This window comes from Clostridium sp. CM038, from assembly GCF_055081105.1.
Genome location: NZ_CM143651.1, coordinates 837,294 through 852,302, shown reverse-complemented (window position 1 = coordinate 852,302; position 15,009 = coordinate 837,294). Strand labels below are relative to the sequence as shown.

General features: G+C 32.8%; 17 protein-coding genes. 1 reads left to right on the top strand and 16 read right to left on the bottom strand.

Translation table 11 applies throughout. The features are described from left to right. Positions 1 to 46 precede the first annotated feature (46 nt). On the bottom strand, positions 47 to 589 hold the full coding sequence (locus ACWJKS_RS03875) for a BMC domain-containing protein (protein ID WP_165411582.1): 543 nt from the start codon (positions 587 to 589) through the stop codon (positions 47 to 49). Positions 590 to 631: 42 nt separating this feature from the next. Continuing rightward, positions 632 to 910, bottom strand: a complete 279-nt coding sequence (locus ACWJKS_RS03870) for a EutN/CcmL family microcompartment protein (protein ID WP_165411581.1) — start codon at positions 908 to 910, stop codon at positions 632 to 634. A 180-nt stretch (positions 911 to 1,090) separates the two neighbouring features. Here ACWJKS_RS03870 and ACWJKS_RS03865 point away from each other — a divergent pair, with 180 nt between their 5' ends. Beyond that, complete coding sequence (locus ACWJKS_RS03865) at positions 1,091 to 2,584, top strand: hypothetical protein (RefSeq protein WP_462959674.1); 1,494 nt, start codon at positions 1,091 to 1,093, stop codon at positions 2,582 to 2,584. Positions 2,585 to 2,771: 187 nt separating this feature from the next. Here ACWJKS_RS03865 and ACWJKS_RS03860 read toward each other — a convergent pair whose 3' ends face one another. The 14 genes from ACWJKS_RS03860 to eutS all read right to left on the bottom strand — a co-directional run bounded on the left by ACWJKS_RS03860 (position 2,772) and on the right by eutS (position 14,853). After that, positions 2,772 to 3,536, bottom strand: a complete 765-nt coding sequence (locus ACWJKS_RS03860) for a hypothetical protein (RefSeq protein WP_165411580.1) — start codon at positions 3,534 to 3,536, stop codon at positions 2,772 to 2,774. A gap of 97 nt (positions 3,537 to 3,633) precedes the next feature. Then, positions 3,634 to 4,260 (bottom strand): ethanolamine utilization phosphate acetyltransferase EutD, encoded by a 627-nt coding sequence (gene eutD / locus ACWJKS_RS03855; RefSeq protein ID WP_165411579.1) that lies wholly within the window; start codon positions 4,258 to 4,260, stop codon positions 3,634 to 3,636. Between the two features lie 13 nt (positions 4,261 to 4,273). Next, positions 4,274 to 5,029 carry a cobalamin adenosyltransferase gene (locus ACWJKS_RS03850; protein ID WP_165411578.1) on the bottom strand — a complete coding sequence of 252 codons (756 nt, stop codon included), beginning with the start codon at positions 5,027 to 5,029 and terminating at the stop codon, positions 4,274 to 4,276. An 85-nt stretch (positions 5,030 to 5,114) separates the two neighbouring features. Next, positions 5,115 to 5,411: an ethanolamine utilization microcompartment protein EutM gene (gene eutM, locus ACWJKS_RS03845; RefSeq protein ID WP_165411577.1), complete on the bottom strand. Its 297-nt coding sequence runs from the start codon at positions 5,409 to 5,411 to the stop codon at positions 5,115 to 5,117. A gap of 47 nt (positions 5,412 to 5,458) precedes the next feature. Next, on the bottom strand, positions 5,459 to 6,904 hold the full coding sequence (locus ACWJKS_RS03840) for an acetaldehyde dehydrogenase (acetylating) (RefSeq protein WP_165411620.1): 1,446 nt from the start codon (positions 6,902 to 6,904) through the stop codon (positions 5,459 to 5,461). A gap of 14 nt (positions 6,905 to 6,918) precedes the next feature. Continuing rightward, entirely contained in the window at positions 6,919 to 7,497 is a 579-nt protein-coding gene (locus tag ACWJKS_RS03835; RefSeq protein ID WP_165411576.1) for a BMC domain-containing protein, read from the bottom strand. Positions 7,498 to 7,511: 14 nt separating this feature from the next. Further along, positions 7,512 to 8,165, bottom strand: a complete 654-nt coding sequence (eutL, locus tag ACWJKS_RS03830; RefSeq protein WP_165411575.1) for an ethanolamine utilization microcompartment protein EutL — start codon at positions 8,163 to 8,165, stop codon at positions 7,512 to 7,514. Between the two features lie 30 nt (positions 8,166 to 8,195). Continuing rightward, on the bottom strand, positions 8,196 to 9,074 hold the full coding sequence (gene eutC, locus ACWJKS_RS03825; RefSeq protein WP_165411574.1) for an ethanolamine ammonia-lyase subunit EutC: 879 nt from the start codon (positions 9,072 to 9,074) through the stop codon (positions 8,196 to 8,198). 17 nt (positions 9,075 to 9,091) lie between these two features. Further along, the gene (locus tag ACWJKS_RS03820; RefSeq protein ID WP_216303434.1) at positions 9,092 to 10,456 is read right to left on the bottom strand and encodes an ethanolamine ammonia-lyase subunit EutB; all 1,365 of its coding nucleotides are present in this window, start codon (positions 10,454 to 10,456) and stop codon (positions 9,092 to 9,094) included. Between the two features lie 22 nt (positions 10,457 to 10,478). Next, entirely contained in the window at positions 10,479 to 11,912 is a 1,434-nt protein-coding gene (gene eutA, locus ACWJKS_RS03815; protein WP_165411572.1) for an ethanolamine ammonia-lyase reactivating factor EutA, read from the bottom strand. Positions 11,913 to 12,054: 142 nt separating this feature from the next. Next, a complete protein-coding gene (locus tag ACWJKS_RS03810) occupies positions 12,055 to 13,464 on the bottom strand; it encodes a sensor histidine kinase (RefSeq protein ID WP_165411571.1) in 1,410 nt (469 codons plus the stop codon). After that, complete coding sequence (locus ACWJKS_RS03805; protein ID WP_165411570.1) at positions 13,454 to 14,029, bottom strand: ANTAR domain-containing response regulator; 576 nt, start codon at positions 14,027 to 14,029, stop codon at positions 13,454 to 13,456. Before ACWJKS_RS03805 ends, ACWJKS_RS03810 begins: the two co-directional genes overlap by 11 nt. 38 nt (positions 14,030 to 14,067) lie before the next feature. After that, entirely contained in the window at positions 14,068 to 14,499 is a 432-nt protein-coding gene (locus ACWJKS_RS03800) for a EutP/PduV family microcompartment system protein (protein ID WP_462960482.1), read from the bottom strand. Between the two features lie 9 nt (positions 14,500 to 14,508). Further along, the gene (eutS, locus tag ACWJKS_RS03795; protein WP_165411568.1) at positions 14,509 to 14,853 is read right to left on the bottom strand and encodes an ethanolamine utilization microcompartment protein EutS; all 345 of its coding nucleotides are present in this window, start codon (positions 14,851 to 14,853) and stop codon (positions 14,509 to 14,511) included. Positions 14,854 to 15,009 lie beyond the last annotated feature (156 nt).

Genomic DNA, 15,009 nt, shown 5'->3' with positions numbered 1-15,009 from the left:
TGATCATATGTATTTTTTTAGAATTTATCTACATTGTTAACTATTATTATAAGCTACTGATTAGTTCCTTAGATGGTGATGGAATTACTATACTTGAAACTATTTTTTTCTCATCAATTTCTCTTAAAGCTTCTTTTACAGCTTCCTGCACAGAACTCATATCACCATATATAATAAAATAAGATTTTCCACCAATTAAAGTGCCGAGACTTAACTTAAAAAGCCTTACCTCTGCTGCTTTAAGCGCCTTATCTAAGATAAATATTCCAGAAACTACATTAGTGGTCTCCACTACTCCTATAGCTCCATTAGGTACTACTTTTATTTTATTTTTTAATGATTGTATAATATCCTTATGTACATTAGGAAGTAGAAAACTTCCTATCAAAAAACCTTTACTTTGATTCGTCCCCTTGTCTAAGGCTTCTTTAACAGATCCTACTTCTCCTGATATAAGTATCATAAATTTCCCTGGACAAATAGTTCTACAAAATACTAATTCTACCTCTGCTGCTTTTAGAACTACATCCGCTATTTCTATTCCTTTTGCAATACTTCTAAATTCCATCATTCCTAAAGTTTTAATCATAGATTCACTCCAAATAAATTTATTTATACGAGAAGTGCTTAATTATAGAAATTCTGCATCTACTTCTAAACTATCTATTATACCTACTATAACAGCATCCACAGGCACATCTTTTATATGCAGTGATGCGCTAGCAGCGCTACCTTTAGTCACTAGTACACTATCCCCTATGCCAGCCCCTACTATATCTGCGGCAACAAAAATTCCGCTCCCCTCGCCGGCTGCAGCTTTAGATGGTTCTATCACTAAGAATTTTAATCCATTTAATTTTTCATCTTTTCTTGTAGCCCAAACATTGCCTATAACTTTACCAATAATCATTAACTGCCCCCCCTTTTTATCTTGAGCTTTCACGGAAACTCCTTAGCTCCTGTGATTACTCATTTTTAGTATCATTAATTTTTGTTGATTCCCCCACTTTTTTTGCATAAAACACTTGACAAGCCTGTAAAATTTTGCGGTCCTCCTCTTAAAGACATGTTTTAATAGGAGGATTATTTTATGCTTAAAAATTGGAGCTCTCATGCTGATTATCAGCAATTTATTATTTTAAATCTCTCATGTTTCTACAAAGCTTTTCCTAAAAAAATTATAGAACTTGAACCTTCTATCTCTAAGTTGTATTGCTTAGACTTAGATATTCTTAGAGAGATATTAAAACCTTATTATTCTAATATTGGTAGACCTGCAACTCTTCAACCTGAGATATTTCGTTCATTTTCTTTAATGCTTTTTCAAAAGGAAACAAGCATTACCAACTGGGTTAAAAAGATTCATGCCTGTGAGTTACTTGCAACCTGTATAGGCTGCACTAAAAATAATGTCCCATCACTTGGTGCTCATTATGATTTTATCTCTAGATTATGGCTTTCAAATCTGTCTACCGACAGGGTAAACCTAAAAAAAATATATTCGTATAAGAAGAAACCCTCTAAAATTAAGGCACCCGGGAAAAATAAAAAGCTTCCTAATAAAAAAACTGGTGTTGTTAAGAGAATTTCAGATTTTTTTGAAGCTGGTCGCTCATTTTCCCTAAGAGCCGAAAGGCTGCTTCAAAAAATATTCTCATTAGTTGCTGTAGAACCCTCTTTTAATCTTAACTTAATAGAAAAAGATAACCTTACAGTTGGCGGCGATGGTACTTGTGTTCACTGTAAGTCTTCTTACTATGGTTCTAAAGTTTGTGACTGCCGTGAAAATGGAATTTACGATTGCAAATGCCCTCGTAGACTTTCTGACATAAATGCTAATTGGGGTTGGGACAGCCATGAAAATCGTTGGTTTTATGGCTACACTCTCTATGCTTTATCTGTCTATAATAAAAAATATAAGATAGATCTACCTATTTATCTACGATTTGTAGAGGCAAGCAGACACGACAGTGTCACTGGAATAGTAGCATTAGCTGAATTTAGAGAACTGTTACCGCAGTTCACTATATCAAATTATGTTCTTGACTCAGCTAATGATAACTACCCTACATATGAATTATGTTCTAAATGGAACATTAATCCCTTTATTGATCTGAACTCCAAAAACAAAGGAAATTCAAAATATCCAGTTACTCTAGATATTAATGAAAAAGGATTTCCTATCTGTATTGGTGGCCATGAAATGGTCTATAACGGTTATGAAAAAAGTCGTTCACGCCTTAAATGGCGTTGCCCTTTAGTTTTAAAAAAGGTTGCTAGTTGCTCTTGCTGTGAACAGTGCTCACCTTCACCTTATGGGCGAGTAATCTACACTAAACCATCATGGGATTTGCGGTTGTTTACTCCTGTGCCTCGCGGCTCAAAACAATGGAAAACTATTTATAAAACTAGAACCTGCTCAGAACGTATAAACAATCGTATTCTAAATGATTATAAAATTCATACTTTACGAATACATGGTAAAAAACGTTATTCATTTATGACTATGATTGCTGGAATTAATATTCATCTAGATGCAAGACTTAAAGTTTCAGGTTTTAGTATTTTAAATTTATTAGAGTAGCTGTTTGACAATTAAGTACTTTTTTCTGAAAATTCCTGCATCGTGTAGGCTTGTTTGCTATACCTATTTTTATTCCTAACTGCTCTCTGAACATAAAATTTATAGCACTATAATGACTCTATACATAATTAAGTTTTACATATTAGTTTCCGTGACTACTCATCTTTTAAAATGTTTTAGAATAACCCTAAACTCTATTTATCTTTAATCGTTTTATTCTTATAAAATCTTGAGCAAGTGGGGTTAATATAGCTTTTTTAATTAAGTTTACTTCCTTTATTCCGTTCATATATAATTTTCTAAGGTCTGATTCTGTAATCAGTCTTTTATTATTTATTTCTACTATTTGATGAGATTGCACAGTATCCTCTGAAACCGCTTTTTTAGCTTGTGATTCAGTTTTATTATGCATATCATCGATTACTATATTTGATTCTATTGAGCAGGATTTTTGCACTGATTCATCATTGCAATTAGCGCCCATTTGCATGCTTTTTAATAAATCCTTTTGATGGACTAAAACAATTCCATAAGACATGATTTTGTGTTCATATTGATTATATAGATTATATAAAGCTTCATTAGACGTACTTAAATGTTTTCTGTACTGTATTCCCTCTTTTAATACATAAACCTTCTTACCGTTAAAAAGAGCCTCTACTATAAACGCTTGTACACCATTATTACATAACCCAAGCGCCATTGATGATAATCCTTTATTACATAAATTTGTAACTATTATATGCTCATAGTCTCTCAAATTTATATCTTCTTTATCATAAATATGAACCTCGTATTTATCTTCTACAAGCTCTTTAATCACTGTTAACTCTTCTTCAGAGGAACTTATTACCAATACCTTTTCTTTATCCATTGCAGTACTATTTCTACTGCTAGGAATCCTCTTCATAACTTCCTTAGTGATCATATCTACTAATTTTTCTATATCCACTTAAATCACTTCCTTATATAAAAATTATAATGTTTAATACAGCTTAACATATAAGGTATATCATCTTATTTTTAAAATCATCTATAAAACAACAATTCTATTTTATAATTTTTGCAGTAGTGCCTTTATTATATCCACAGGCATTTGCCTCATCATAATCTATGTGCATAAATGTTCTAAATTCTTTCTTTACCCTAATTACAACATCATCAAATATTAGCGGTCTTTCCCCAGAAACTTCAACTTTAACTATATCTTTATCACGAACCTTAAATAACTTTGCATCTTCTAATGTTAAATGTATATGACGTTTTGCAACTATTAACCCCTCTTTAATTGTTAAAGAAGCTTTTTCTGTAGATATAGTTACACCTGCACTACCCTGTAATTTTCCTGATTCACGAATTGGTGCTTTTACTCCTAAAATAACAGCATCACTCTTAGATATTTCAGCCTGTGTGTGTGTTCTTTCTGGTCCAAGTACAACTACATTTTTAATTGTTCCTTTAGGCCCAGTTAGGCTAACTCTTTCGTTGCAGCTATATTGACCTGGTTGTGATAATTTCTTTACCTCTGTTAATTTATAACCCTTACCAAATAATGTATCAATACTTTCTCTTGAAAGATGAACATGTTTTCCTGAAGCTTCCACTGTAATTTTAAATTTTTCATTTACTCTTTTTATGACTTCTTCTATAATGTATTCAATGTCTATACCGGTCACTGATGTGCCCCCTCTATTTATATTTTCCTGACAAAAACTTAAACATCATTATATATAAACAGCTGCTTAATCTATTTAAATATCTTATAATATCGTTTCTTGTTATCTCTGCGTCAATGTCTTTAAATGCCTTGAAACCACATATTTCAACTTCTCTTATATTACTTCTTATGGAATTAAGTCCAACAACTATTTCACCCATTTTATAATTAGGCATAAAATGATCCATATTAAAATATTTTTTGGGATTATGTGACATTTCCCTCAGGTCATTCTCACTAATTCCTAAAATAGAGAATTCCGGAAGATTTTCTTCTAATACTTCCGCCCTTAATATGTTACGTACAAAAGATAGAATCTCCTCTAAGTCTTTTGCTACTCCTTCATTTTGAAGTTTTGAAGCTATTACTTGAACTTCCAAAATTTTAGATTGAAGACTATCAAGTCTTCCTCTAAACTCTATTTTTCTATGATCTTTAGGTACTAATTTATTTCCATATAACTGTGTCATATGCTCTGGTTTTTCCTCTACATAACCACCCTTGAGGCAAATATATTTCGGGAAAATTTTTCCTTCATCTTCCTTTTCAGTTTTGGAATTACCTTGTTTCTTAGCACTCAATGTATCAACAATTATTAGTTTAATGTTTTTATCTTGTAGATACTGTTTTGCAGAGGGGGTAATAATAACACCCTTTACTACTTCGTATTCTTTAATATCTGTATTTTTAAGTTGTTTTCTTAGTTCACTTTCAGTTAACAAACTCATATAACTCACATCCCCTTAAGAAGATTGTATATAAGCATACTACCCCACAACCTTTTGAATTGTGGGGATAGTATGTTTTTAAATATTATTCTTCTATTACTTCTTTTACTTTTGGAAGTATTGCATCTACTTCAGCATGTGGTCTTGGAATTACATGAACAGAAACTAATTCTCCTACTCGTTCTGCAGCAGCAGCTCCAGCATCTGTAGCTGCTTTAACAGCTCCAACATCTCCTCTAACCATTACAGTTACGAGTCCTGCACCAATTTGCTCTTTTCCTACTAATGTAACATTTGCAGCTTTAACCATAGCATCTGCAGCTTCTATTGCACCTACGAGTCCTCTTGTTTCAACCATTCCTAATGCGTTTGTACTTGCCATTTTATATTCCTCCTAAAATTTTTTTTATCTATATTAATTTTATATAACTAGCTTTTCAATTTTTCCATGATTTTTTCTACTATTAGATTTATAGAGTCTTCATTTAAATCTTCTTTGCTAATATTAGAATTAACAGTGTTACTTCTATCTACTATATCCTCTATTTCACGAGTTCCATAAACCAATCTTCTTATATTCAATAAGTTCATAGGTCCAACATTATCAGAAGTTGCACTTCCGCCAACTGCTCCACAGCCTAAAGTTAAAGCTGGTACTAAGCTTGTAGTAGCTCCTATTCCACCTAGTGAACCTGGAGTATTAACTAATAATCTTGATACAGGTTTTTTAAGTGCAAATTCTCTAATTACAGCCTCATTATTTGAGTGTATTATAAGAGTATGCCCTGCTCCCTCATTGTTTAATATATCAATACATTTTTCACAAGCCTTTTCCCAAGTTTCTTCACAGAAGAAACCTAAAATTGGAGCTAACTTTTCTCTTGAATATGGATACTTATGTCCTACATTTGTTTCTTCAGATATAAGTACTCTAGCTCCAGTAGGAACATTTAAGTTAGCCATTTTAGCTATAGCTTCAACACTTTTTCCTACTATTTGAGGATTCATTGAACCATTACTTCTAAGTATAAATCCTGCTAATCTATCAGCTTCTTCTCTATTTAAGAAATAAGCGCCCTGTGCTTTTAATTCAGAAACTACTTTGTCCTTAGAGCAAGCTTCAACTACTATAGATTGTTCTGAAGCACAGATAGTTCCATTATCAAAAGTCTTACTATCTAATATTCTCTTTACTGCTAAAGGAATATCTGCAGATTTTTCTATGAAAGCTGGTCCATTTCCTGGTCCTACTCCTATAGCTGGATTACCTGAGCTATAGGCTGCTTTAACCATAGGTGTACCACCAGTTGCGAGTATTAATGAAATATCACTATGTTTCATTAACTGATCTGTACCTTGCATAGTAGGTATAGACATGCATCCAATAGTTCCTTCTGGTGCTCCTGCAGCCACAGCTGCTTCAGATATTATTCTTACAGTTTCCAATATACATTTTTTACCCATTGGATGTGGTGAGAAAACTATGGAATTTCCTGCTTTTATAGATATCATAGCTTTATATATAGCTGTAGATGTAGGGTTAGTTGATGGAATAAGTCCTGCAACAACCCCTACTGGAACTGCCACCTCAACTAATTTTTTATCTTTATCTTCATTTATTATTCCTACAGTTTTTAAATCCTTTATATATTCATAAACTCCCTTACTAGCAAAAGTATTTTTCACAATCTTATCTTGCCATTTTCCAAAACCAGTTTCCTCTTCTGCCATTTTAGCTAATTTTTCAGCATTATTATAAGCTGAATCACTAATAGCTTTAACTATTCTGTCGATTTCGCTTTGGCTCATTTCGCCTAATTTCTTTTGTGCAATCTTTGCTTTAGCTATTAGGTTCCTAACTTCTTGAATTGACATTAAATCCTTATCCACTATTTACTCCTCCTTTGATAGAATAATACGATCTCTTCTACAAGCCTATCTTTTTTAGCAAACTTTATCTGTTTCTTAGTCATATTATCTAAGTCAAGACTTCTCGCTAATGTTCTGAGTTCATTTACTTTTTCACTCTCTAACTGCTCTTTTAGGCTTGTACTATTACTTAGAGTGTTACCTCCAAATTCTATCGCTTTAATCTCTTGTGTTTTTTTGTCTTGATTTACATTCTTGATTTTTTTACTTTCAACAACTAATACCTCTTCACTACATTCCTTATGTTCACAATCCTTAGTGCTTGTATTTTCCACAATAGTGTTCCATACTGATAAGTCTGGTCCAGGAATTACATGAGCTACTACTAAAATATTTAACTTTGTCACAGCAATTTCAGCCGCTTCAACAGCTGCTTTAACTGAAGAAACATCACCCTTTATCTTTACTGTAACCAAACCACCATCAACTATTTCACAACCTATAAGCTTTACATTAGATGTCTTAAGTGCCACATCTGCAGCTTCTATGGCACCAAGGTACCCATGTACCTCGATTAACCCTAATGCTCCCTTATACATTTAATTGCCTCACTTTAAAAATTTGTAGGATTTTCAGCTACAAATTGGACTGCTGCTGCAAAAGCATCACAAGCTGCTTGACAAGCTGATTGGCTACCTGTAAGCAATGCTCCACCAAAGTTAGTTTCTGATGGTGGTCCGTAAAAAGTTACTAATTTAACATCTGCTGCTTTTAAAGCAGCATCTAATGCATATACAGCTTCAAGTGGAGGAGCTATCAAATAAGCTATAGGCTCTCCCTCTTTAATATTCGCAGTTTTCGATAAAAAGCTGCCTGTTCTTGATACACAGTGAGCATAATATGGAACTGTATTATCATCATTAGCACTTGTAAAACTTGCTCCATTTTCTATGAAATCTAGAGCAGAATTAAGTCCACTTCTAACCTCTGCTGGACTTGGTCCAGCCATTATTCCTATAACTTCACCTGCTAGTTTTGTACTTGCATTTGCAGAACCTGCATACATTGATTTTGCATATACTATTTCTACCTCTGCTGATTTCGTAGCTTCATCTAAAGCTGTATAAGTAACATCATCTATATCTGCTGTTATAATTCCTAAACTCTTATGATGTGGCGCTAAATTAAAGGCTTCTACCAAATCTTGACTAACATTTGATATTATTTTTACACCTAATACCGTTGCACGAATAGCTTCATTTTTCATGTGTTTTGCCTCCTAATTATAATTTCTTTACTATAATTTTAAATCTACTCCACTTGCTTTCTTTTCTAGCATTAATTTTATTATTTCAGAAATATGAGCACCTGCTTCTACTGGAGGAGTACCACCTTTATGTATATTAGATACAACTGTTCTTCTAGCTTCTGGCATATTTACAGTAGCTTTGTATGCTATATAAGCACTCATACTTTCTGCTGTAACAAGGCCTGGTCTTTCCCCTATAAGTACACAAGTAACATCTGCTTCTAAGGTTTCAGATACTACATCCATAACGCCAACTCTTCCATTTTTAACGAAGAATGGAGTTCCTACAGAAATTTTGTAGCCCTCGAGGCCCTGCACCATAGCTGGAAATACATCACGAATATTAGCTTCTATAGCTGCTGAGCTTAATCCATCTGATACATATATTTGTACCTGTGGTCTCATTTTGCAGTTAGTTTTTATAGCTTTTATACCCTCTTCAGTTATCTTTTTCCCAAGGTCTGGTCTTGTTATAAATTCATCTTTATTGATGCATTCTGTTTTAACAGAAAATAAATTCATTTCCTTTAAGAATTCCTCTGAAACATCTGAGAAAACTGAATCTTGAGCTGCCGCATGATCTGCTCTAACTCTTAAAGCTGTTTCAGTTTTATATCTAGGACCTGCTCTCCAAATTCCTAATCTTGCTGGAGTAGATTCCTTCATTTTTAAATATCCCTTAGCATCTGCTGGGTTTGGAACTAAAAGTTGTTTTTTAATATCAACAGTTGTAATGTCCTCAATAAATCCATCTTCAACCTCTGTTTTAATAGAATTTTCAACTTTAGCTGTAACTTTCTTATCTTTACTTGTCATTTCAAGTAGTACCTGTTCAACCAATTTTTTTAAATCATTTTCTGATACCATTATTTTTCCTCCTCTCATTATTTAAGAAATACAGATGCATCTCCTGTTTTTTCAGTCAATTTACCATCTTTTGTGAATCCCATTTTTTCCATCCAAACTTCAAACTCTTTTATTGGTTTTAAGTGTAATAAATCTCTTAATGTTGCTGTTTCATGGTATCCAGTAGACTGGTAGTTAAGCATTATATCATCACCATGAGGTAATCCCATAAAGAAGTTACATCCTGCCGCTGTAAGAAGTACGGATAAATTTTCTATATCATTTTGATCTGCCTTCATATGGTTTGTATAACAAGCATCAACACCCATTGGTACTCCAGTTAATTTACCCATGAAGTGATCCTCAAGACCTGCTCTTATAACTTCTTTACTATCATATAAATATTCGGGTCCTATAAATCCAACAACAGTATTTACTAGGAATGGGTTATATCTCTTAGCAAATCCATAACATCTTGCTTCCATAGTTACTTGGTCTACACCATTATGACTATCTGAAGATAATTCTGAACCCTGTCCTGTCTCAAAATACATTACATTAGGGCCAGATCCTGTGCCTTCTTTAAGTGCTAACTGCCTTGCTTCTTCTATCATATCTGCAGTTATTCCAAAAGCTTCATTTCCTTTTTGAGAACCTGCTATACTTTGGAAAATTAAATCCGCAGGAGCTCCACGTCTTATAGCTTCCATTTGTGTTGTTACATGAGCTAATACACAGTTTTGAGTTGGTATTTCCCATTTATTCTTAAAGTCTTCAAAGGTTTTAAGAACTCGCATTACACTTTCAACGGAATCATCAACTGGGTTTAAGCCTATAACCGCATCTCCAACACCATAAGTTAATCCTTCCATAAGAGAAGCTAAAATCCCCTGTGGATTATCTGTGGTATGGTTAGGTTGAAGTCTTGCAGATAAGGTTCCGTCTAGTCCTATTGTTGTATTACAATGTGCAGTAATTCTTATCTTTTTTGCTCCATAAATTAAATCTAAATTAGACATTAACTTAGCTACAGCAGCTACCATCTCACTAGTAAGTCCGCGACTTATCCTTTTAATATCTTCTCCAGTAGTATTTTCATTTAATATCCACTCTCTAAATTCAGATACTGTTAAGTCTTTAATTCCAGCGTATATCTTTTCATTGACATCATCTTGAATTATTCTTGTTACCTCATCTATTTCATAAGGTACTGCTGGACAATTCCTCAAATCCTCTAAAGTTAAATGACTCAAAACTACCTTAGCCGCCACTCTTTCTTCTGAAGATTCTGCTGCAATTCCTGCAAGCTTATCTCCTGACTTTTCTTCATTTGCCTTTGCCATAACTTCCATTATTGATTTAAAATCATACACTTTTCCAAATAACTTTGTTTTTAATTTCAAGATAATTCACCCCTCTTATTTTTTATGAATTAAATATTAGTGTTTTAATTATTACTGGTACAACCCTACCATTTGCTAGAGGTTTACCTATGTCTATGTAATCGCCATTTTCTACGTTTATAGTGTCAATACACACAACTTCTTTTTTGAAATTAAGCTGTCTATATAAAGTTTGTCCCAAGACTTTAGCTATATCATTTTCAACTACTAAAACAGTTGGAAAATCACCTTTCAAAATCTCTTCCATTCCCAAAAGCAAAGTCTCCGCTAGTTTTTGCACCTCTACAAAGCTAGGATTCAACTTTCCTTTTATGGCTATAGCCACGGGTTGAAGCTCATTCTCTAAAGTAAACCATTTAAGTTTTTCCTTTATAACCTTAACCATGTTTTCATAACCTGAATTTTCTTCATCCTCTGAAAGTTTTAGTATTGGAAGGTTTTTAATAGGAAACTTATCCTCTGTATATGTTATTGTACTGCCGCTAATTTCTGTGGTGTGAGAACCAGCTCCTACCACCGTAGCCCTTATGGTCTCTATAGATTTTTTAACCACAATTTTAGTACATAACTTTGACTTACTAATAGCTTGACCAAGTAATATACCTATATCTCCATACTTAAACATTTCTTCAGGTTCCAGATTGCAAACATAATCAGCAACTCCTCCAGAAAAGGTAATATAATCTATTGCTATATCGCTTCTAATTCCCTTATTGGTAAGTATTCTTTCATAGAAGCTGCTCTTTTCTCTTATATTCACACTTTCCTCTAAAAGTTTAACCATTTCATCGACTATAATATTCAAAGCCTCAAAGGTTGACTTCTGCCCCTCTTCTATAGAAACATGATTTAACTTAGCTAATTCCTTTATCTTCTCCGCAATATATAGAACTTTGCCCGAAGACTTATCAATTTTAATAAGTCTTCCACCTATATCTAAACATCCTGTATCTAAAAGTTTTCCTTCTTTGAAGACTGCTATATTAGTAGTTCCTCCACCAATATCCAAGTTAACTACAGTAGACTCTTCATCCTCAGAAATTTTATCTGCTCCTGCACCTTTTGCTGAGATTATTGATTCTAAATCAGGTCCTGCAGTAGCTACAACAAACTCTCCTGCAAGTCCACTTAATTTTTGCAAAACATCGTTAGCATTTTGCTTTCTAGCAGTTTCACCTGTTATTATAACCGCCCCAGTTATAACATCTGAGGGCGCTATTCCTGCTGCAAGGTACTCTCTTTTTACTATTTCGCGAACCTTTTCACCATCTATCTCCTTTTGTGATTTAAGTGGTGTGAAGTATATTTCACTTCTATATATAATTTCCTTATCCACAATGGATATTCTAGGTATAGAGAAATTTGAGGCCAAATTTTCTATAATTATCTTGCTAAATACAAGCTGTGTTGTTGAAGTCCCAATGTCTATACCAACACTTATAATTTCTTCTCTCATATTAATTCCTCTTTTCAAATGCCTTATAAATTTTCAGAAACACAGTTTAAAGAACAAAAAAAGGCTTAAAGTCATTTTAAAAAATAACTTTAAGCCTCATCGCTTATCTTAAAAACACGCCCTTGTGTTTCCATTATCCATATTAATTTTTGAAATCAAATACCACTCTAGTTCCTTCTGAATCTGTTGCTATATTAATATCTCCATTTAGCTTATCCTTAACTATAGTCTTTACTATACTAAGTCCTAAACTATTTTTTCTAACCTTATTAATATCAAATCCTGTACCATTGTCAACTATTACAATGGTAGAATATATTTCACTTTTTTCGATTACAATATCTATATTACCTGAAGGTTTATCTACAAAAGCATATTGCATAGAATTATGAAGTAATTCATTTACTACAAGAGCTATTGAAGTCGCTTTATCAGAACTTACTTTAAAATTACCTCCAATTAAATTCACTTTAATATTTTTATTAGTTGCATTAAAATATCTTATAGCGTTATCTTTAATATTAGAAATAACTTCTTGTATACTTACTTCATCCAGACCTTCTTGCGATAATATCTCATGGGTAGCTGCTATACTTAAAATTCTATTCATGCTTTCATTTAATGCATCTTTAGTCTGCTGGTTATCACTTCTTCTTGCTTGAAGTCTTAATAAACTTGCTATAGTCTGTAGATTATTTTTCACTCTATGGTGAATTTCTTTAATAGCTACAGATTTTAAAATTAATTCCTTCTCTTTTTCCTTCATCATTGTTATATCCCTAATCATGGTAACAAGTTTTAATTTTTTATCAGTTAATATTATCCTCTTAACTTTTAAAAACAGTTTTCCTAAATGCACTTCACATTCATTAGAATTAGGAAAATTCATTACCTCCGTAAAATTAATATCATCTAAGGCTAAATTATCATAATCCATGCCTAGTAGGCTGTCCTTGTAGCCAAGCTTTTTATATAGTAAATCAGCAATAGGATTTTTAAACCTAACTACTCCTTCTTCATCAAAGATAATAATAGCTTCATCTAAGTGATCAGCTATGTTATTTTCATTTTCTGTAGAAGATACTAAAGTATTAGCTAACTCCTCGTAGCCTTGTTCTAGCATTTCCATATGTTTTTTTTTTTTTATTTTTTCTGTTATGTCATTCTCTACTATTAGAACCCCTATAATTTTGCCGTTATTCTCTATAGGTGACACCGTTTGTCGTACATTTATATGTTCTTGAGTTACAGCCTTCAAGTCTTTGGTTGTTATTCCAAGATCTAATGTTCTAAGCACAGCAGGCTCATTATCTCTTAATGCTAGTTCTCCTACTACAGTATTTTGATACATCGAAGGTCTATTAATAGGTTTTGCCTCAGCTATTACTATAGCTTCATCAGCTTCTCTAGTTGGACAATCTATAAAAACATCTGCATTTAAAATGTCGGCAAAATATTTAATACAAGATGACATTTGCTGTATTTTTAAAATGTCATCTTCATCTAAATTAGTGTACATTCTACATAGTTCATATATTTTTTTACTGTTCATAACTCATTATTATAGCCTCAGCTATATCTCCCATTGAACATCTTTTATTCATACTAAGTGTTCTAATCTGGTCATAAGCATCTTGCTCAGTAATTTTATCTCTTTGAATCAATAAGCCTTTAGCTTTTTCAATAATTTTTCTTTCTTCTAGCTTACTACAACCTTTTTCAATTTCTATTTTCATTTTTTTTATTTCTGCGCTCTTGGATATAGCTACCTCCAAAGTTGGAATAAGTGATTTTTCATCTATAGGCTTAACTATGTATCCTATAGCCCCTACTTTGATAGCTTTTTCTACAAACTCTTTGCCACTATAAGCAGTTAGCAGAACTATCCCACTGGCCAAATTTTCATTTTGAATTATTTTAGCTGCATTTAATCCATCAAGAAGAGGCATCTTTATATCCATAAGCACTAAATCTGGTGAATGTTTTCTACACAATGATACTGCATCAAATCCATCTGAAGCTTCTCCTACAACATCGTATCCTGCCGCTTCTAGTATTTCTTTTAAATCCATTCTTGTAATAGGCTCATCATCGGCTATTACTATTTTTTTATTCATACTTCACCTCATAAAATAAAAATAGATTTTTAAAAAGTTTAATTCATAATATAATCCTTTAAATTTTCTAAACCAGATTTATCAAAAGCACTTATTCTAAAAATTCTTTCTACTCCTGCGCTTACTAGAACTTCTTCTGCTGCTTTTAACTTGTTTTCATCACAGCACAAATCTGTTTTTGTAATAATTCCAATAATAGGCTTTGCAAATATACTAGCAAAGCTTGGCGGGAAAATACTATCTTCCTGCGTACAATCGTGAATCATAGCGATTACATCACTATCTGCAGAAGTAACTATAAGAGCTCTATAATAAGATCTGTTTTCAATGTACTCACCAGGAGTATCTATAATTCCGTCGATAATTTCAACTGTCTGAGTTTTCTTATAATGTAAATCGTCTTCGTTTATTGCTTGAGTCAAAGTAGTTTTGCCACAATTTGTTTTTCCAATTAACATTAAGGTTTTCATATACCACCTCTAAGATCTGGTTATCTTACATTCAGAAAAATCGAGTACATTACTAAGAACCTTAATAACTTCAGTAAGTGCTGACTCTACACTGCCTACATCACCAACTATAACCACTGATCCACTAAATCTATCCACAAATCCAATAGATACATCTGCCGACTTTGTTGCCACGTCTGCTGCTATAATAGAGGCCTCGCTAGGTGTTATAGTAAGTATACCTAAGGCATCCTTATGATCTGCTGTAAGTCCTAGCTTTTTATATAGATCTTTGTTGGGGTTTGCAATTAAGTGGGCTAATGTAACTTGCTTGCCAGGAACATATTCTTGTATTACTCTTTGTTTCTCTTCCATAGTATCACCACTTCTTTGAATTTTTATAAAAAAATAGGCTCACTAAAAATATAATTATATTTTTAACAAGCCTCATTGCCTTCTTTAAAATGTACACGCCATTGTGTACCTATGCTTAAATATTATACTCTTTATTCTAATTTGTCAATATGAAAA